This window comes from Halomonas litopenaei (genome assembly GCF_017303055.1).
Lineage (GTDB): Bacteria > Pseudomonadota > Gammaproteobacteria > Pseudomonadales > Halomonadaceae > Halomonas > Halomonas litopenaei_A.
In genome coordinates, this window is the sequence record NZ_JAEKJT010000001.1 from 690,544 (window position 1) to 709,328 (window position 18,785).

15 protein-coding genes are annotated in these 18,785 nt (G+C 61.4%); 10 read left to right on the forward strand and 5 right to left on the reverse strand.

Going from position 1 to position 18,785, the window contains the following annotated elements; translation table 11 throughout:
* Positions 1-77: 77 nt before the first annotated feature.
* From JF545_RS02945 to JF545_RS02955, 3 genes are all read right to left on the reverse strand, one after another.
* Positions 78-1,628, reverse strand: coding sequence for an alkaline phosphatase D family protein (locus JF545_RS02945; protein WP_206938597.1), 1,551 nt, complete (start codon positions 1,626-1,628; stop codon positions 78-80).
* Positions 1,629-2,207: 579 nt separating this feature from the next.
* The gene (locus JF545_RS02950) at positions 2,208-3,245 is read right to left on the reverse strand and encodes an aromatic ring-hydroxylating dioxygenase subunit alpha (protein ID WP_206938599.1); all 1,038 of its coding nucleotides are present in this window, start codon (positions 3,243-3,245) and stop codon (positions 2,208-2,210) included.
* A 78-nt stretch (positions 3,246-3,323) separates the two neighbouring features.
* Positions 3,324-4,298 (reverse strand): PDR/VanB family oxidoreductase, encoded by a 975-nt coding sequence (locus JF545_RS02955; protein ID WP_206938600.1) that lies wholly within the window; start codon positions 4,296-4,298, stop codon positions 3,324-3,326.
* A 275-nt stretch (positions 4,299-4,573) separates the two neighbouring features.
* On the opposite strand from JF545_RS02955, the gene JF545_RS02960 reads away from it, so the two are divergent.
* The 3 genes from JF545_RS02960 to JF545_RS02970 all read left to right on the forward strand — a co-directional run bounded on the left by JF545_RS02960 (position 4,574) and on the right by JF545_RS02970 (position 8,127).
* Positions 4,574-5,482 carry a LysR family transcriptional regulator gene (locus JF545_RS02960; RefSeq protein WP_206938601.1) on the forward strand — a complete coding sequence of 303 codons (909 nt, stop codon included), beginning with the start codon at positions 4,574-4,576 and terminating at the stop codon, positions 5,480-5,482.
* Between the two features lie 274 nt (positions 5,483-5,756).
* Positions 5,757-7,346: a peptide chain release factor 3 gene (locus tag JF545_RS02965; RefSeq protein ID WP_206938603.1), complete on the forward strand. Its 1,590-nt coding sequence runs from the start codon at positions 5,757-5,759 to the stop codon at positions 7,344-7,346.
* 1 nt (position 7,347) lies between these two features.
* Positions 7,348-8,127 carry a TatD family hydrolase gene (locus tag JF545_RS02970; protein WP_206938611.1) on the forward strand — a complete coding sequence of 260 codons (780 nt, stop codon included), beginning with the start codon at positions 7,348-7,350 and terminating at the stop codon, positions 8,125-8,127.
* A gap of 28 nt (positions 8,128-8,155) precedes the next feature.
* Here the strand turns inward: JF545_RS02970 and JF545_RS02975 are convergent, their stop codons facing one another.
* Entirely contained in the window at positions 8,156-9,184 is a 1,029-nt protein-coding gene (locus JF545_RS02975; protein ID WP_206938613.1) for a YgfZ/GcvT domain-containing protein, read from the reverse strand.
* Positions 9,185-9,427: 243 nt separating this feature from the next.
* On the opposite strand from JF545_RS02975, the gene JF545_RS02980 reads away from it, so the two are divergent.
* From JF545_RS02980 to JF545_RS03010, 7 genes are all read left to right on the forward strand, one after another.
* Positions 9,428-9,625: a hypothetical protein gene (locus JF545_RS02980; RefSeq protein WP_206938615.1), complete on the forward strand. Its 198-nt coding sequence runs from the start codon at positions 9,428-9,430 to the stop codon at positions 9,623-9,625.
* Positions 9,625-10,032: an OsmC family protein gene (locus JF545_RS02985; RefSeq protein ID WP_206938617.1), complete on the forward strand. Its 408-nt coding sequence runs from the start codon at positions 9,625-9,627 to the stop codon at positions 10,030-10,032. The genes JF545_RS02980 and JF545_RS02985 overlap by 1 nt, the downstream gene beginning before the upstream one ends.
* A gap of 184 nt (positions 10,033-10,216) precedes the next feature.
* Positions 10,217-12,247, forward strand: coding sequence for an excinuclease ABC subunit UvrB (uvrB, locus tag JF545_RS02990; protein WP_206938619.1), 2,031 nt, complete (start codon positions 10,217-10,219; stop codon positions 12,245-12,247).
* 129 nt (positions 12,248-12,376) lie between these two features.
* Positions 12,377-13,195 (forward strand): endonuclease VIII, encoded by an 819-nt coding sequence (nei, locus tag JF545_RS02995; protein ID WP_206938621.1) that lies wholly within the window; start codon positions 12,377-12,379, stop codon positions 13,193-13,195.
* A gap of 141 nt (positions 13,196-13,336) precedes the next feature.
* Positions 13,337-14,842 (forward strand): fumarate hydratase, encoded by a 1,506-nt coding sequence (locus tag JF545_RS03000; RefSeq protein WP_206938623.1) that lies wholly within the window; start codon positions 13,337-13,339, stop codon positions 14,840-14,842.
* 184 nt (positions 14,843-15,026) lie between these two features.
* Positions 15,027-16,460: a cardiolipin synthase gene (gene cls / locus JF545_RS03005; RefSeq protein ID WP_206938625.1), complete on the forward strand. Its 1,434-nt coding sequence runs from the start codon at positions 15,027-15,029 to the stop codon at positions 16,458-16,460.
* A 236-nt stretch (positions 16,461-16,696) separates the two neighbouring features.
* Positions 16,697-17,614 carry a LysR substrate-binding domain-containing protein gene (locus JF545_RS03010; protein WP_206938627.1) on the forward strand — a complete coding sequence of 306 codons (918 nt, stop codon included), beginning with the start codon at positions 16,697-16,699 and terminating at the stop codon, positions 17,612-17,614.
* A 41-nt stretch (positions 17,615-17,655) separates the two neighbouring features.
* On the opposite strand, the gene JF545_RS03015 is transcribed toward JF545_RS03010, so the two are convergent.
* Positions 17,656-18,747 (reverse strand): bifunctional nicotinamide-nucleotide adenylyltransferase/Nudix hydroxylase, encoded by a 1,092-nt coding sequence (locus tag JF545_RS03015; RefSeq protein WP_206938629.1) that lies wholly within the window; start codon positions 18,745-18,747, stop codon positions 17,656-17,658.
* Positions 18,748-18,785 lie beyond the last annotated feature (38 nt).

Here is an 18,785-nt window from a genome sequence, read left to right on the forward strand (position 1 = left end):
TCGATTCCAGCATCACCTGCCCGCGGACTCATCAGGCGCCTGCTCTGCGCGCCTGAAAGGTGGGTTGATCCAGCGGCTTATGCCGTCTCAGGTGTCAGGACTTGCTGATGCAGGGTGGCGCCTTCCACGTCCTTGAGGGTAACGGTCAGGGCCAGGCTGTCACCGTCCAGGTCGACCTGGCCGAAGAACTGGTACCCCTCGCTTGGCGGCAGGTTGACGCGACCATCGGCGGGGGCCTTCTGGAACACCACTTGCGGCCCGAAGGTGCCGTCCAGTGTGTTGGGACCAAAGGTGCCTGCGTGAAGCGGTCCGCTGACGAACTCCCAGAACGGGGTGAAGTGCTTGAAGCTGGCGCGCTCCGGTGCGTAATGGTGAGCGGCGGTATAGTGCACGTCGGCGGTCAGCCAGACCACATTGGTAATGCGGTGGTCGGCGATGGCCTTGAGCAAACGCGCAATCTCATGCTCACGGCCGGACGGCAACCCATCATCTGCGTTGGCGACCGCTTCAAAGTTGTCGCCATCACCGACCACCAGGCCGACTGGCATGTCCGAGGCAATGATCTTCCAGGTGGCCGTCGATGCCTTCAGTGCCTCGATCAGCTCATCCACCTGGCGCTGCCCCATCAAGGCCGATGCCGGGTCCGTGGCGGCCTGCTGATTGGTGCTGTTGGCGGCGCGATGGGTGCGCATGTCGAGCATGAACATCTCGAGCTCTGGCCCATAGTGGAAACGCCGGCGGATCATCTCCGGGGCTTCTGGCCGCTGACGAATCGGCATGTGTTCCAGGAAGGCGCGACGCGCTCGAGCCGCCAGCAGGGAGACGTTCTTTTCGCTGTAGCGGGGATCATCAAGGATTTCCCCGGGGTACCAGTTGTTGACCGTCTCGTGATCATCCCATTGGGCAAACATCGGCACCTGGGCATTGAAGCGCTTGAGGTTGTCATCCAGCAGGTTGTAGACATACTGGCCGCGGTACTCTTCCAGGGTCTCGGCAACCTTGCTCTTGGCTTCGGTCATGCGATTGCGCCAGACGCTACCGTCTTCCAGATTGACCGTTTCCTCGAGCGGGCCGTCGGCGTAGATAGTGTCCCCGGAGTGCAGGAAGAAGTCCGGAGACTGCTTGAGCATGGTGTCGTAGATACGCATGCCGCCCCGTGACTCATCGATGCCCCAGCCTTGACCGACGGTATCCCCGGACCACACGAAGCGCACCGAGCGTGCGCGCTGGCCTGGCATGACCAATCGGCCCACTGTGGGCTCGCTCAGGGCTCGGGCATCGCCGAGCGCTGCGTAGCGCACGCGGTAATGCACTTCTTCCATGTCGCCCAGCCCGGTGATATCCAGCTTCGTGGTCAGGCCACTGGTGGGCAGGGCGGTAGGACCCTGTAACGTGCGGGCGTTGGCAAATGTCGGGTTGTCCGCGATCTCCACCAGCATCTGGGCGGGACGGTCTACACGGGACCAGAGAATGGCGCGGTCCTGGGTAACATCGCCGGTCATCACCCCTGAGGTCAGCAGGGGGCGGCGTGCCTCGGCTAGCACAATGCCTGGTGCTGCGGTCATCAATCCTAGTCCCGCGCCGGCCTTGAGGCCTAGGCCGAGAAACTGGCGTCGTGTGGTAAACATGGGGCTCTCCTTGTCATACGGTCCGGGGGATGCTGTCGTCAGCGGGCAGAGGTCGCGACAGGGGGCTATCGACAGGGGGCTTTCGACAGGGGCTATTGATAGGGGCTATCGAGAGAAACTACCGATAGGGACTATCAAGAGACGTTGTCGACTTCCCAGATCAGGTGCCTGGCGTGGGCAATCGGTTGCGTATCAGGGTGGCGACCTGAGGCGGCAACCCGTCTTAAGCGTTGCTGCTCAGAGCCCTTCTGTTTTGTCCCCTCTGTGCTGCTCACTGATTGGACGTGCAGCCAGGCGTGGATAGCGTGGCCTGGATAGCGTGGAGTGGGTCAAACCGAGCGCTGACGACGGGAAATAGTGTCGTGCCGGCGCGTGACAAACTGATCGCAGAGATATGTCACTACGGTGTCTGGTGCCCGTGGCGATGACAGTACCGTTAGTCGGTGGCGTCCAAGGGAGGCTTCCGAAGGAGGCTTGCGTGCAGGCGCTAACCGCCGGCGCCACCCGGCAGACGAGGCTCCCGGGTGGCGCTGGTGGGTGTACGCGCCCGTGAGCGGGCGCCATGGCAGCGATGAAGGATCAGGCAGAGTCGGTGGGTTGTTCTGCCGCGACCCGGCGCTCGACCATCTTGCGGATCCTGGCAGGGGCGTTGTCGATACCCAGACGGACTCGCTCGCGAATGCCGGTGCGATCCTGTTCCTTCTGAATTTCCTCAAGAATGTCGAGGTCCTCGTTGAAGGTCAGGGTCATCAAGTGCTCCACGTCGCGATCTACGTCGTCGTTGGTGGGGTGATAGTTGCGCACGTGCAGCCAGAAGTAGTGGGTGGTCGAGTCGCTTTCAGGCGTCAGGAAATTGAAACTGTAGGAGCGTAGTCCCTTGTCCTTGTTGTCCTCGGTAGGTTCGACGCCGGTATCGATGCCGCCGAAATCGACGTAGGACACCGACGGCATGTGCAGGTAATAGTACTGCCAGCGGTCGGTATTCCCCTTGAAGTTACCCATCTTTTCAAACAGCGGTACTGGCGGCTCATCCTTGATCCAGCGGTAGGCCAGCACGTGGCTGTCACCCTGTTCTACCTTGACGCTGACGTCGCTGGCGCTGGCACCACCAATAGTACGCTTGTGCACATAGGTCGTATGGGCTGGATCCACCAGGTTGTCGGTGATGTTCAGATAGTTCGACTTGAAGTGCAGATACTGGCCATCCACCAGTCCCCAGCCGTCTTCACCGTAGTGGGGCACCTCCACAATCTGCGAGGGGTCGGCAAGCTCTGGTTCACCCATCCAGATCCATACGGCGTTGTAGCGTTCCACGACCGGGAAGGCTCGCACCTTGGCGCTGGGCGGAATATTGGGCTGTCCAGGGATGCGCGAACACTTGCCTGTGCAGTCGAACATCATGCCGTGGTAACCACATTCGACCTCGTCGCCTTTCAACTCGCCCAACGATAGTGGCGCCAGCTTGTGAGGGCAGCTGTCGAGAAGGGCGGCGGGTTCGCCGTTCTCGCGGCGATACATGACCACGGGTTCATTGAGAATGGTGCGTGGCAGTAGCTTGCGCTGCACTTCTTCGCTCCAGGCGGCGACGTACCAGGCATTGCGAATGAATTGAGCCATGGTGTTTCTCCTCTCTTGTTATTCGGTCGTGTTTTTCGGTGGTATCTACTCGATGGGGCTATCAATGGATCAAGGGGGTTACGCTTTGAGTGACAGACTGGGGGTTGTGGATCGCGATACGCAGATGCACATGGAACTATTTGACTCGTGGTCTTCTTCGCTCAGGCAGTAGTCGCGGTGCTCTGGGGTGCCGTCGATGACGTCCACCGCGCAGACCCCGCACTCACCGCGATTGCAGTCGTACAAGGGGTCCAGGCCGGCGGCGATCATCACTTCGAGAATGGTCTTGTCGGGCGGCACCTCGAGGGTCATGCCGGATTCGGTCAGTTCAACCTGGAAGCCGGTGTCACCTGTCTGCTGTGCGGTACTCGCAAACAGTTCAAAATGCACCTGTTCCGCTTCCCAACCGTTGGCCTTGGCCGTTGCAATGACGGCGTCGATCAGTCCGCGAGGGCCACAGACATAGAGGTGCTTGCCGGGGGCTGGGGGGCCCATCAGGGTAGCGAGCTGCAGGCCTTTGCTCGGGTCTCCACCGTCGAAGCACAGGTGAGCATGCTGTCCGCACAGGCTTTCGATATGTGCTCGATAGGCCATAAGCCCCGGCGCTCGAGCGCCGACATGCATCTCATAAGAAGCGCCCTGTGCCTGCAACTGTGTGGCCATCGAGAGTATGGGGGTGATACCGATGCCGCCGGCGATCAGGACGTGGTGCGTGCCATCCTGTGCCAGAGGGAAGTCGTTGCGTGGACAGGATGCGCGAACAGTGACACCTTCCTTCAAACCATGCATGTAGGCGGAACCGCCGCGGCTTTCTGGCTCCAGCTGCACGGCAATCTCGTAGTGAGAGGTGGGATCCTGGCTATTGACCAGGGAGTAGGCACGCTCATCTCGGCTGCCGTCAGCTAGCTGGACCTCTACTTTCAGGTGTGCGCCGGGAGTGAAGGCTGGCAGCGCCTGGCCGTCAGGGGATACCAGCTCGAAGGCTTTGATGGTGGGGGTCAGCTGGCGAATCCGGCGTACGGTCAGTGTGAGGCGAGTCTCTGCGGTTGGCATTATTGTTTCCTCTCTTGGCATCACGGCTGACTCCACTGTAGGAAGCCCCGACCACGAGAAAAACGCGGATATTGGAGAAAATAATTGCGTCGATGGGATAGTGGCTGGAGTCGTGTCTGAGATGGCCCTCAAGAGAGCCCTTAAGAGAGCCCTTAAGAGAGCCCCGCACGACACAAGACGTCAGCTGAGCGACGGTTATGCTGGCGCTGAGCAAGGTGACGATAGCCAGGATCGGCTCTAATCGTGGGTGTCCATGGAACAAGGAAGCGAGCGTCATGACCTACCCGAATGCCAACAGCATGCTGTGGTTCGCCTGCATCGTGGATCTAGGAAGCTTCGGGCAAGCCTCTGAGCGGCTGGGAATACCCTCCAGCACCTTAAGTCGCAAGTTGAGGGAGCTGGAACGCAACCTGGGGATACGGCTCCTGGAGCGCACCACCCGGCGTATGCACCTGACCGAGGCCGGCGCAGTGTTCTATCAACACTGTGTGGCCATGCGGCGGGAAGTCGAAGATGCACAGCTGGCCGTGGGCCAGCTGCAGTCGACCCCGAGTGGTGTGCTGAAGGTGGCGTCGCTCTACACCTTTGGTTCTCAGTACCTGGCGCCGCTGTTGGGAGGTTTTCTGCAGCAGTATCCAGATATCCGCCTGCAACTGACCTTGAACGATACCGCGGTGGACCTGCTTGCCGAGGGAACGGATATCGCGCTTCATGTGGGGCCGGTGGAGCAGGGGGGCTATCGCTTTCGTAAACTGGGCGAAGCGGTGATGCGGCTGTACGCAAGCCCCACGTATCTGGACCGTCATGGACGGCCTAGACACCCGGACGAACTGGTCAACCACGTAACGCTTGCCCAGTCGCCCAACCCCGAGAGAGAGCGGGTGGTGTGGCAGCTCTGGCAGCCGGAGCATGAAGCCCTGCGTGTGCAGCTAAGGCCTGCGCTGGTCTCCAATGAACCGCTGTCGGCGCTGAACACTGCTCTTGGGGGGCATGGTATCTATTTTGGGACCTCGCTGATGGCCAGGCCCCACCTCGCGGAAGGGGCCCTGGAGGCCGTACTGCCGTCCTGGCGTGGCCCGACGCTGGAATTCCACGCGGTGTTTCCCAGTCGTAGTGGGCTGCCACCCAAGGTGCGCGTGTTTATTGACTATCTGGCGGAGCATATAGAGGAGAGTCTGGCCTAGGGCTCGTCTGAAAAGTGCCTGCACTCATCGCTTACATTCAGGCTTATCGACGTTTCGGAGGAAACATTCAGAGAAACGGGACTGAGCCGTTGGGCTTCATCGACGGTGAGCCGGGTCAGCAGGTCGTCCCGGGCCCAGGCTGAGGAGGCAACCACAGCGGATGTCCTGTCTGGGTGGATGCAGGCAGGGGCCTCGTCGCGGTATCATGGCGACTTTGCACACGGCGCCAAAGTGCCCGTGTCCCCACTCGACGAGCAAGCAGGCGTAAGTCTTCATGTCCAACCCCAAGCAGGCCCAGGAAACCGGGCTTCGGCGTACCTTTGCCATCATCAGTCACCCGGATGCGGGTAAGACCACCATCACCGAAAAAATGCTGCTGTTCGGAAATGCCATCCAGATGGCGGGGTCGGTGAAGAGCAAGCGTGATGATCGTCATGCCACCTCGGACTGGATGAAAATGGAGCAGGAGCGGGGGATCTCGGTGACGACCTCGGTCATGCAGTTCCCCTATGGCGGACGCATGGTCAACCTGCTCGACACCCCCGGGCACGAAGACTTCTCTGAAGATACCTATCGCACCCTGACCGCGGTGGACTCTGCCCTGATGGTCATCGATGGCGCCAAGGGGGTCGAGGATCGCACCATCAAGCTGATGGAGGTCTGCCGCCTGCGTACCACCCCGATCCTGACCTTCGTCAACAAGATGGACCGCGATATCCGTGACCCCATAGAGGTGATGGACGAGGTCGAGACCGTGCTGAACATCCAGTGCGCGCCCATGACCTGGCCGATCGGGATGGGGCGCCAGTTCAAGGGCGTCTATCACCTCTACAATGATGTCATTCACCTCTACACCCAGGGGCAGGGCAACCGAATCCCCGATGACAAGCGCATCGAGGGATTGGACAGCCCCGAGGTCGACGCCGTGCTCGGGGAAGATGTGGCTGAAGAACTGCGCATGGAGGTAGAGCTGGTGCGCGGTGCTTCCCATACGTTCGACCTTGAGGCGTACCGCCGTGGGGAGCTGACGCCGGTGTACTTTGGTACAGCGATGGGTAACTTTGGTGTGCGCGAGATGCTCGATGGCTTTGTCGAGTACGCGCCGCCGCCCCAATCGCGGGAGACCGATGTGCGCGAGGTGCCCGCTGAAGACGAGCGCTTCACTGGGTTCGTGTTCAAGATCCAGGCCAACATGGATCCCAACCACCGCGATCGCATTGCCTTCCTGCGGGTATGCTCGGGCAAGTATGAGAAGAACATGAAGATGCGCCACGTGCGTATCAAGAAGGACGTCAAGATTGCCGACGCCCTGACCTTCATGGCGGCAGACCGTGCGCATGTGGAAGAGGCCTGGCCGGGTGACATCATCGGTCTGCACAACCACGGCACGATTCAGATCGGCGATACCTTCACGCAAGGTGAGGATATGCGCTTCACCGGGATTCCGCACTTCGCACCTGAGCTGTTCAAGCGCGTGCGGCTGAAGGATCCGCTGAAGATGAAGGCCCTGCAGAAAGGCCTGCAGCAGCTGTCGGAAGAGGGGGCGACCCAGGTGTTCATGCCGGTGGACAACAATGACCTGATCCTTGGCGCGGTGGGTACCTTGCAGTTCGATGTGGTCGCCCATCGCCTGAAGGAAGAGTACAAGGTCGATTGCATCTACGAGGGCGTGAACGTCAATACTGCGCGCTGGGTCTACTGCGACGATGCCAAGATGCTTGAGGAATTCAAGCGCAAGGCTAGTGCCAACCTGGCCATCGATGGCGGTGGTTATCTCACCTATATCGCGCCGACCCGGGTCAACCTGCAGATGACCCAGGAGCGCTGGCCGGACATTCGATTCCGCGAGACCCGCGAGCACTGACATGTTGATCGACGCCCATTGTCATCTGGACAACGCGGCATTTGATCCCGATCGTGACGCTGTCCTGGCCAGGGCGCGTCACGCCGGCGTCGATCAACTGGTGGTGGCGGGCACCCATCGCCAAGGATGGCAGGCAACCCTGCAGCAGAGCCATCACGATCGTGTGCATGTTTGCCTGGGGTTACACCCGGTGTTTCTTGCCCATCATCACCTGAGTGGTGGTGACGACGATCTGGCGGCGCTGGCACGGGCCCTGGATCAGCATCCCGAGTGTGCCGCCGTGGGTGAATGCGGTATCGATGCCCGCTTTGGCGATACTCTCGAGCAGCAGTGGCGACTGTTCGATGCCCAGCTGGCGCTGGCCAAGGAACGCGACTTGCCGGTGGTGGTGCACTGCGTGCGGGCCAATGACGAGGTGGCCAAGCGGCTGCGTCAGCTGGCGCTGCCGGCCGGTGGCGTCATTCATGCCTTTTCCGGGTCCGCGCAGCAGGCGAGCCGGTTCCTGGACCTGGGTTTCGTGCTGGGCCTGGGGGGAGCGGTGACCTATCCGCGCGCGGCGAGGCTGAGGCGGGCCGTCGTCTCGCTACCTGATGACGGTTTCCTGCTGGAGAGCGACAGTCCAGACATGCCGCTATGCGGCCATCAGGGGCAGCGCAACGAGCCTGCCAGGGTGGCCCAGGTATGCGACTGCGTAGCCGAGCTGCGACGGCAGACCAGCGAGCGGGTGGCAGACTGCAGCAGCGCTAACGCCCGCAGGTTGTTTCGGCTGCCACCTGGGTGATGGCAGCCTCGCTGTATCGTTCTGAGACCTAGACCAGCGTCTCCGGATCAAGCCGTTCCACCGCATAGGGCAAATGCAGCAACTTGCACTTCTGGCCCTCGGCCTCAAGCGCCATCTCCTCCGCCTTGGTGTTGAGGACGGCCAACACCTCTACCTGTGCGTAGGCGTCCAAGGCGCTTGCGATGACCTCACCCTGTCGCTTTCCTTCTGCATCCAGCACGTCGGAGCCTGCAGCCGGTAATTGAGTGCCTTCAAGCTGGGCCCGGTAGAGACGCTTCTTTACCTGGCCACGGAAGTGCGCTCGGGCGACGACCTCCTGTCCGGTGTAGCAGCCTTTCTTGAAGCTGATGCCGGCCAGCCCCTCCCAGTTGAGCATCTGGGGCAAGAAGCTGTCCTGCTGGTTGGCGTCAATGAAATGCAGCCCCGCCTGAATATCCGACAGTCGCCAGACGTCATTGCCGACAATGCTGCATTGCTGCGCCAAGCGCTCGAGCAGGGACCTGGCATCTTCCTCCTGAAGCATGATGACGTAGCGATCCCGTTGGCCCGGGTGCGCCAGTACCATCAAGGTGTCCTGGGTGGCCTGATGCCATACGGCTGGCGCTTTAAGGTCACAGTCGACCTCTGCCAGCGCGGCGGCCTCCTGCCCGATCAGGCCGATCATGGCCAGATCATCCCGTTGCTGGAGGGATACCTTGTAGAAGGCGGCAAACTTGCCAAGATGGTTGGCCATTGGGGCGATCAGGCTGCGATGCATCAGCAGGCGATAGTGGTCCGGCGCGGCCTGAATGAGCTGCCCATTGGCCAGCATGCGTCCCTTGGGCGTGCAGAAGCAGGTCAATGGCGCGAAGTCGCCGTTGGCATGCTGGACCTGGGCACTGGTCTGCCCTTGCAGAAAAGCGCTGGCATCGGCGCCGGTGATGTCCAGAGCACTCAGGTGCACCAGCGGTGTGACCACGGTGCCGTCGAGGGCCTGTCGAGGCCCGTCGGGGGTAGTAAACTCGACCTGATCCGGGCCGCTGATATGACCGCCTAGCGCGGTGATCCAATCCGTCATGAGACCGTCCTGTCCGGCGGTAAGAAGTGGGCGCAGCATGTGAGCATCATGCATGTCATGCGCATGCGTGCAATGTGAGGGCGGACCCAGTGTTTTGCAAGCACGCGACCGCCGCCTGTCGGGACGCCGTCTTGTCCCTTCCTGTATTCGAACGGTCGAGGCCGGACGATTGCGCCGCTGTCAGTCATGGCTGCCCATGCTAAGCTTTCGGGTTCGTCCACAGCGTTCAGGAAGTGATATTCGATGGCTCAATATTCTCTTGAGTTTAAGGGCGTGGATAGCGCCGAGCAGGTCAACCAGATCACCACCGCGCTGATGATGCTCGATGGTGTCGACAGCGTAGAAGTCGGTCGGCACGGGGCCGAGGTGGAGGGGAGAGCGCGTCGAGAGGCACTGATTGAGGCGATCAAGCGCCTCAAGCTCGGCATCGAGGTGAAGTGATGACCATCCATGTCACCACCGAGAAAGACGGCAAGCTGAGGCAGCGCGTTTCCATCGAGAGCTTCGACGACATTCTGGTCGACGTGCCGGTGCCCTATGGCGGAGACGGCCTGGCACCGGACCCACACGACTACTTCGACCTGTCGTTAGGCGCTTGCAAGGCCATCACCGCCCAGATGTACGCTCGCCGCAAGGAATGGCCCCTGGAGGGGGTCAGCGTGGTGGTCACCCGCGATGAGCGTGATGAACGCAAGGGGATCTACCGGCTCGATGTGGCGATGACGTTTCACGGAATTGCCGACGCTCAGATGCAGGCACGGCTGGAAGAGATCAGCCACAAGTGTCCCATTCATCGGCTGATGACCAGCTCCACGGTCGAGATCACCACGCGCACCCTGGCAGAGTGAGCGCGTCAGGGCGCCGCTATTGCCTGGCTTCCGCCGCACCCTGGCTTTCGTTGCACCGCTTTACGGCACGTTGGTCGTGGCAGCGATGGTGTGTAGCTAGTGTCGGAGACGTGGGGGTGGCGGTGGGGCTTGAAGGATGGTCGCTTCGCCCCGACCTGTTGAATATCCCTCTGCAGGAGTCACGATGAGCAAGTCGTTCCGTCTTTCATCCAAGTTCAAGCCCGCCGGCGACCAGCCCAACGCTATCTCCGGGTTGGTCGGTGGTCTCGATGCAGGCCTGGCCCACCAGACCCTGCTGGGGGTTACCGGCTCAGGCAAGACCTTCACCATGGCCAATATCGTCGAGCGGCTCCAGCGGCCGACGATCGTCATGGCACCCAACAAGACGTTGGCCGCCCAGCTTTACGGCGAGTTCAAGGCGTTTTTCCCCGATAACGCGGTCGAGTATTTCGTCTCCTACTACGACTATTATCAGCCTGAAGCCTACGTGCCATCGTCGGACACCTTCATCGAGAAGGACGCCTCGATCAACGATCATATCGAGCAGATGCGACTGTCCGCCACCAAGGCACTGCTGGAGCGCCGTGATGCGTTGATCGTCGTCTCGGTCTCGGCGATTTATGGCCTTGGGGACCCGGATCAGTACCTGAAGATGCGCCTGCACTTCACTCGTGGCGAGTTGATCGACCAGCGGGGGTTCCTGCGGCGTCTGGCGGAACTTCAGTACACCCGTAACGATATGGACTTCAAGCGCGGTACCTACCGGGTGAGAGGCGATGTCATCGATATCTTCCCGGCGGATGCCGAAGACGAGGCGGTCCGGGTCGAGCTGTTCGATGACGAGATCGACTCGATCAGCCTGTTTGATCCGTTGACCGGCGAAGTGCGTGGCAAGGTCCCGCGCATGACCATCTATCCCAAGAGCCACTACGTGACCCCCCGGGAAACCATCCTTGCGGCGATGGACCGGATCAAGGAAGAGCTGGTGGAGCGTCTGGCCTTCCTGCGTAAGGAAGATCGACTGGTCGAGGCTCAGCGCCTGGAGCAGCGCACGCTCTACGATATCGAGATGATGCTTGAGTTGGGCTACTGCAACGGCATCGAGAACTATTCCCGCTACCTGTCTGGAAGGAATCCCGGTGAGCCGCCGCCCACCTTCTTCGACTATCTGCCGTCCGATGCACTGCTGTTCATTGATGAGTCCCACGTGAGCGTGCCCCAGGTAGGAGGCATGTATCGGGGTGACCGCTCGCGCAAGGAAACCCTGGTGGAGTATGGCTTCCGACTGCCCTCGGCGTTGGACAACCGTCCCATGACCTTCGAGGAGTGGGAGCGGATCTGCCCTCAGACGATCTTCGTGTCCGCAACGCCCGGCCCTTACGAGGCCGAACACGCCGGACAGATCGTCGAGCAGGTGGTGCGACCCACCGGACTGCTGGATCCACAGATCGAGGTCAGGCCGGCGTCGACCCAGGTGGATGATCTGCTGTCCGAAATTCGGTTGCGTACCGGCGTCGGTGAAAGGGTTCTGGTCACGACCCTGACCAAGCGCATGGCAGAAGATCTGACGGAGTATCTGGACGAGCATGACGTCAAGGTTCGCTATCTGCATTCCGACATCGATACGGTCGAACGGGTCGAGATCATTCGTGATCTGCGACTGGGCAAGTTCGATGTGCTGGTGGGCATCAACCTGCTGCGAGAAGGCCTCGACATACCAGAGGTGTCTCTGGTTGCCATTCTGGATGCGGACAAGGAAGGCTTCCTGCGTGCCGAGCGTTCGCTGATTCAGACGGTCGGACGAGCCGCGCGTAACGCCAACGGCAAGGCCATCCTCTATGGCGATCGGATCACTGACTCGATGCGCAAGACCATTGACGAGACCGAGCGTCGTCGCGCCAAGCAGATGGCCCACAACGAGGAGCACGGCATCACGCCCCAGACGGTCACGCGCTCCGTGGCTGATATTCTGGAGGCTGCTCAGGCTCCCGGTAGCCGCAAGAGCAAGGGGCGGGGCAAGGATCGCAAGGTGGCCGAGCCGGAAGCCACCTACGACGTGTCCAGCCTGTCGGGAGATGAATTGCGCAAGGAAATGACGCGGGTCGAGGACGCTATGAGCGAGGCCGCCGCCAACCTCGAATTCGAAGAGGCTGCGCGTTTACGCGATCGCTTGCACGAGTTACGCGAGCGTCAGCTTGCCCTGGGGGCGATGTAGGGCAGCCTGTGGGGCCGACATGATGGCGAGGGATGAGGCGACGCTGTCGCCTGCCGTTGGCAGGTAGCGCCCCTCACGATTCGCTTGATGGCCAATGGTTGCCGCCCCCGGTGTCCGACAGGAGGCAGAATGCCAGAAGGTCCCGAGATTCGACGCGTCGCCGACCGGCTGGGACAGCAGTTGCAAGGTCGCCGGCTCGATCATGTATGGTTTTCCTTCGCCGAACTAAAGGTCCAGGCGTCGTCGCTGATAGGGCGCAAGGTGTCATCGGTGGACTGCTGGGGCAAGGCGCTGCTGATTCACTTTGACGATCAACGAACGCTGTATTCACACAACCAATTGTACGGTGTGTGGAAGCTGCACCGGCGTGATCGTCCCCCGTCTACGCGGCGTTCGCTGCGGGTATCGCTGGCAGCGGGGCAGCACGCCGCCAGTCTCTATAGTGCATCTGATGTCTCCCTGTGGCAGCACGATGCACTAGCCGATCACCCGTTTCTTAGCCGATTGGGGCCAGATCTGCTCACCCACCAGGTCAGTCCTGAGGATATCGAAGAGCGTCTCGACGCCCCGCAGTGGCGCGGTCGGGCGCTGGGAAACAGTCTGCTTGACCAGGGGCTGCTGGCCGGTATCGGCAACTATCTTCGCTCAGAGATCCTGTTCTTCGCCGGCGTCGCTCCGGGGCGGCGCCCCCGGGATCTGTCGACTCAAGAGCGCCAGCAACTGGCGCGCACGATCCTTGACATCACGCAGCAGGCCTACCGGCAGGCCGGGGTCACCAACCGCGCTGAGTGGGTGTCCCTGGCCCGGCAGCAGGGAGCCACGCGGCGGGGGTGGCGGTTTGCGGTGTTCGAGCGGGATGGCAAGCCATGCCACGCCTGCGGCGGCGAGATAGAACGCATCAGCATGGCCTCGCGTCGGCTGTATCACTGCCCGCGCTGCCAGCGCTGAACCGTCTTTCACGCCAGTCTGGGTCGGGGAGTGGCTGCCTAGCGCAGCGCATTGCGCTACACTAGCGCCCCTCGCAAGCCTGCCGTGCTGCCTCCGCGTGGCCAAGAGAGCGGGCGTACCGACCCAGCCAAGGAGTCTGCCATGACCGTGATTCGCCAGGACGACCTCATCACGAGTGTCGCCGATGCCCTCCAGTACATCTCCTACTATCACCCGAAGGACTTCATCGACGCCATGGCGGCCGCCTACGAGCGTGAGGAGAACCCGGCAGCGAAGGATGCCATCGCCCAGATCCTGATCAACTCGCGCATGTGTGCCACGGGGCACCGCCCGATCTGCCAGGACACCGGGATCGTGACCGTGTTCGTCCACGTCGGCATGAATGTGCGCTTCGAAGCGGACATGAGCCTCGACGACATGATCAACGAGGGCGTGCGTCGTGCCTACAACTTTCCTGACAACGTGCTGCGCGCCTCGGTTCTGGCTGATCCTGATGGCAAGCGCCAGAACACCAAGGACAACACCCCCGCGGTCATCCACCACAAGCTGGTGCCGGGTGACAAGGTAGAAGTCCACGTCGCGGCCAAGGGCGGCGGCAGCGAGGCCAAGTCCAAGTTCGCCATGCTCAACCCGTCCGATTCCGTGGTGGACTGGGTAATGGAGCAGTTGCCCAAGATGGGGGCTGGCTGGTGCCCGCCGGGCATGCTGGGTATTGGTATCGGCGGGACCGCTGAAAAGGCCATGGAGCTTGCCAAGGAAGCGCTGCTGGATCCGATCGATATTCAGGATCTTCAGGCCCGCGGAGCATCCAGCCGCGCCGAGGAGCTGCGTCTGGAGTTGTTCGACAAGGTCAACAAGAGTGGTATCGGCGCCCAAGGTCTGGGTGGACTGACCACGGTGCTGGACATCAAGGTCAAGGATTACCCGACCCACGCAGCCAACAAGCCGGTGGCGATCATCCCCAACTGCGCCGCCACTCGTCATGCCCATTTCACCCTGGATGGTTCCGGGCCTGCTGCGCTGAAGGCGCCCAAGCTTGAGGACTGGCCCGAGATCACGCGCGAGGCGGGTGCCAACGTCAAGCGCGTGAATCTCGATGAGGTGACCGCCGAGGACGTCCAGAGCTGGCAGCCGGGTGATACGTTGCTGCTGAACGGCAAGCTGTTGACCGGGCGCGATGCGGCTCACAAGCGCATGGTCGATATGCTGGCCAAGGGCGAAAGCCTGCCCGTGGATCTGAAGGGGCGCTTCATCTACTACGTCGGGCCGGTGGATCCGGTGGGTGATGAGGTCGTCGGACCTGCAGGACCGACAACTGCGACCCGCATGGACAAGTTCACCCGCACCATGCTTGAGCAGACTGGCCTGCTGGGGATGGTCGGCAAGGCCGAGCGGGGACAGCTTGCGATCGATGCCATTCGCGATAATCAGGCGGTGTACCTGATGGCCGTTGGCGGCGCCGCTTACCTGGTGTCCCAGGCGATCAAGGCATCCCGCGTGGTAGGCTTTGAAGACCTTGGCATGGAAGCCATCTACGAGTTTGAAGTGGAAGACATGCCAGTGACCGTGGCCGTGGACAGCCAGGGCACGTCGGTGCATCAGACCGGCCCGGCCAAGTGGAAGGAAATCATCGCCGAAGCGGTGTGACCCTGCCGCTACGACGGCCGGGGAGGCAGTGGCGTGATCCCAACGTCGCCTCTGGCGATGCGCGGCTCATGCGCTGACGAGATACGACGGCTCCGCCACCTGGCGGGGCCGTCGTCGTTACCGGTATGCTGGTGCCGGCACGAGGATGCAATACGGTGCCTTGTCACATGGACGGAGACCCGCGATGACCTCATGGTTGATTGGTGTGGCCATCTTTTTGATACATGTCGGCGGCGCCATTTCCGCTGTCATGGCGCTGATGTCGAGCCGTACCTCCCAGGGCGCGATTGCCTGGATCATCTCGCTGCTGACGATGCCCTATCTGGCCTTGCCCGCCTACTGGGTATTTGGGCGTCCACGCTTTTACGGCTACGTATCCGCTCGTGGGCAGCGCGACACCTTGCTGAGACGCGTGCTGCTGCGCTACCGAGATCGGTTCGACTCCTATCTGGTCAGTTCAAGCCATGCCGATGTCAAGGCGGTCGAGAAGCTGGCCATGATGCCGTTGACCAGCGGCAACCGCACCGAACTACTGATAGATGGTGAGCAAACCTTCGATAGCCTGTTCGCGGGTATCGATGCCGCTCGCTCCTACATCCTCATCCAGTTTTTCATTGTGCGAGATGATGCCCTTGGGCGACGCCTGCAGCAGCACCTGATGCGTGCCGCCGAGCGTCAGGTACGGGTCTACTTCCTGTATGACGAGATCGGTAGTCGCCAATTAAGCGAGGGTTACCTGCGGGACTTGCGCGACGCTGGGATCAACGTCAGCGCCTTCCATTCATCGCGAGGCTGGCGTCACCGGTTCCAGCTGAATTTCCGCAATCACCGCAAGATTCTGGTGGTGGACGGCCGCGAGGGCTGGCTCGGAGGGCTCAATGTCGGCGTCGAGTACCTCGGAGAAAATCCGCGACACGGAGCCTGGCGAGATACCCATCTCAAGTTGACCGGCCCCAGCGTGCTGGGTCTTCAGGAGGCCTTTTGGGAAGATTGGCACTGGGCCACGGGGACCATGCTCAGCCTGTCGTGGGCGCCGGCTGTCGATCATCACGACGCCACTGACGACAGTGACCGTCAGGTGGTGATCGTGCCCTCTGGTCCTGCCGATCCTCAGGAGACGGCCAGCCTCATGGTGCAGCATCAGATTCACAGCGCGCATCATCGGCTGTGGGTGACCAGCCCCTATTTCGTGCCGGACGAGGGGGTGCAGGGGGCGCTACGACTGGCGGCCATGCGCGGCGTCGATGTACGTATCATGATGCCGGAGCGTCCGGATCATCTGCTGGTGTTCCTGTCGGCCTTTGCCTTTCTGCCGGACATGATCAAGGCCGGTATTCGAGTGTTCCGCTATCAACCTGGTTTTTTGCATCAGAAAGTCATGTTGATCGATGACGAGGCCGCCAGTGTGGGCACCGTGAATCTCGATAATCGATCCTTCAGGCTGAATTTCGAGATCACCGCACTGGTCCCTCACCGCGGGTTCGCCAGTGAAGTGGAAGCCATGCTGCAACAGGACTTCGCCAATTGCCGTGAGGTGACGCTCGAGGAGATGCGTGCACGTCCTCTGTGGCGCAAGCTGGTGTCCCGCGCCGCGTATCTGTTGGCGCCGGTGCAGTAGGGTTCGGTTTTGTTGCAGCATGGCATGGCTGCAAGGTACGGCTTAAAGGCACGGCTTCAAGGTACGGTAGCGGTGAAAGTGCGGCGGTCCCGATACAAAGTCCGGGACGATGCTTGGGCATGGGCCTGGTTTCGGGTACATTGAGCCGCTTTGGCATCCATCACAGCCATTTGCCCTCTCGAGAGCGTTAGTCGAAGAGGGCGACGTTGGACGGGGCAACAGTTCAAGGAGTACCGGTGAATCTAGAAACGAAATGGCTCGAGGACTTCGTTGCCCTGTCCAACACTCGGAGCTTCTCGGCCTCAGCGCGTCAACGCCACGTCACGCAGCCCGCTTTCAGTCGCAGGATTCGCTCTCTTGAGCAGGCGGTAGGGGTCACACTGGTAGACCGCTCTACCACGCCGATCGACCTGACCCCCCAGGGGCAGCTGTTTCTGGTCACGGCGCGCAACATCGTCGAGCAGCTCAATGAGTCGTTGGGCCACCTGCGTGGCCTGGCCATGGCCAATGAGGCGCTTGATGTGGTGGCCGCGCACTCTCTGGCCCTCAGCTTCTTTCCGCAGTGGATTTCCCGGCTGCAGAAGGGGTTGGGTGAGCTGCCCACCCGACTGGTCGCGATGAACGTGGGGGAGGCCATTCACGTGCTGCGCGAAGGCAATTGCGACTTGATGCTGGCCTACTATGATCCCTATGCCAGCATGCAGTTGGATGGGGAGGTCTTCCCATCGTTCTCGATCGGCAGCGTCAAGATGATTCCGGTGTGTCAGCCGGACGCCAATGGCGAGCCACGCTTCTCGCTTGACGGCGATGCGTCGCTGCCCTATCTGGCCTATACCCAGGGTGCCTTCCTTGGCCGCAGCGTGCGTATGCTGCTGAAGAATGACCCCTTGCGGCTGCGCTTGCGCACCGTATACGAGACGGCGATGGCCGAGGGCTTGAAGGCTATGGTGATGCAGGGGGTAGGGATGGCATGGATTCCCGATTTCTGCCTGCGCCAGGAGCTGAAAAACGGCACCGTGGTCAGGGCTGGCGGTGAGAAATGGGATGTCCCGCTGGAGATTCGCCTGTACCGATGTTCGCTGGTGCACAAGCCGGGCGTCGAGAAGCTGTGGCGTCAGATGATGAAGCTGCCACGTGACTTCCTGGAGGCCTGATGCTGGCCAGGCCTCGGTGGTGGGTGAGATAGCGCTCGTGGTCAGGAGCGCCGGTCGGCAGGCAGGCCAAGAAAGTTCTGAATGATGAAGAAGTGATCTTCGAACAGACTCTCCGGCTCCAGTTCGGCCAACGGTACCCAGCGAGCATGATCTCCGCCCTTGACGGGTTTGATCCGAGGAAGGTTCTGGTCAGGGCGCAGCGCAAAATAGAAGGCCTCGGCCAGGGTCCTGCCACGCCAGCTGCGATGGGGCTCGTCGAACAGGCGTTGTCCCCTCAGTGATCCCTTCAGCACCGGCTCCGGCACTTTCAAGCGGATGCGCTCCCGCAACTCCCTTAGACAAGCATCCATCAAACGCTCCTGGGCGCTGATAAACCCCCCTGGCAGGGCATACAAGCCCTTGCCCGGGGCCGAGGTGCGCCTTGCCAACAGCACGTGACCCGACTGCACCACTACGGCGCATACGGTGACAAAGATCGGCGGGTAGGGCGCCTGGGCCCAGGCCGCGCGATATTGATCAAGTAGCTGTTGTTCCTCTCCCAACTGGCGGTAGGGTTTGCTGTCCATGAACTCATGGACGTGCTCAACCACACCGGGTGGAAGGTCATGGCTGGCGTTAGTGGAGAGATATTCCACTGCGGAGCCCTGTGAGCGGAACAGCCGCTCACGAATCTGGCTGGCAGAGATCGCTTCTACCAGCGGCACGCTGACGGACTCCCACTGGGGAAACAGCGACAGGTAGTAGCTTGACTGTCCTCTGCTTGCGCCGATCAGACCGATTCGCGGCAGTCTCGCGCTTTCGGGGTGCGCCAGATCACGCACCTTGCGCTGTACGTCGTGGACCCAGACGTCGTCGTTGTACAGTGCGTCGAGCAACGGCACGATTTCGAGTCGGGCGTTGTCCTCGTCGTCGAAGGCGCTACGTAACATCTGGCGGCGCTCGTCGAAGCGCCAGGGGTTACGTAGAGATCGCGCCTGCCAGGCAGACCCTACCAGGACGATCACCTGGCGCGCCTGCTTCAGCGCCGCCCGGATCACAGCGAGATGGCCCAGGTGCGGCGGCTGAAAGCGGCCAATGAAGACAAGGCAGTCGAAGCTGGCCTGGGACGATGGGCTGGCCGGGACGGGGGGCATGAACGACTCCTGTATCGCAGACGCCGCCATTATGGTGG

Coding starts and splice junctions, on each gene's coding strand:
- JF545_RS02945 (WP_206938597.1), bottom strand. CDS start 1,628: ATGTTTACCACACGACGCCAGTTTCTCGGCCTAGGCCTCAAGGCCGGC.
- JF545_RS02950 (WP_206938599.1), bottom strand. CDS start 3,245: ATGGCTCAATTCATTCGCAATGCCTGGTACGTCGCCGCCTGGAGCGAA.
- JF545_RS02955 (WP_206938600.1), bottom strand. CDS start 4,298: ATGCCAACCGCAGAGACTCGCCTCACACTGACCGTACGCCGGATTCGC.
- JF545_RS02960 (WP_206938601.1), top strand. CDS start 4,574: ATGACCTACCCGAATGCCAACAGCATGCTGTGGTTCGCCTGCATCGTG.
- JF545_RS02965 (WP_206938603.1), top strand. CDS start 5,757: ATGTCCAACCCCAAGCAGGCCCAGGAAACCGGGCTTCGGCGTACCTTT.
- JF545_RS02970 (WP_206938611.1), top strand. CDS start 7,348: ATGTTGATCGACGCCCATTGTCATCTGGACAACGCGGCATTTGATCCC.
- JF545_RS02975 (WP_206938613.1), bottom strand. CDS start 9,184: ATGACGGATTGGATCACCGCGCTAGGCGGTCATATCAGCGGCCCGGAT.
- JF545_RS02980 (WP_206938615.1), top strand. CDS start 9,428: ATGGCTCAATATTCTCTTGAGTTTAAGGGCGTGGATAGCGCCGAGCAG.
- JF545_RS02985 (WP_206938617.1), top strand. CDS start 9,625: ATGACCATCCATGTCACCACCGAGAAAGACGGCAAGCTGAGGCAGCGC.
- uvrB (WP_206938619.1), top strand. CDS start 10,217: ATGAGCAAGTCGTTCCGTCTTTCATCCAAGTTCAAGCCCGCCGGCGAC.
- nei (WP_206938621.1), top strand. CDS start 12,377: ATGCCAGAAGGTCCCGAGATTCGACGCGTCGCCGACCGGCTGGGACAG.
- JF545_RS03000 (WP_206938623.1), top strand. CDS start 13,337: ATGACCGTGATTCGCCAGGACGACCTCATCACGAGTGTCGCCGATGCC.
- cls (WP_206938625.1), top strand. CDS start 15,027: ATGACCTCATGGTTGATTGGTGTGGCCATCTTTTTGATACATGTCGGC.
- JF545_RS03015 (WP_206938629.1), bottom strand. CDS start 18,747: ATGCCCCCCGTCCCGGCCAGCCCATCGTCCCAGGCCAGCTTCGACTGC.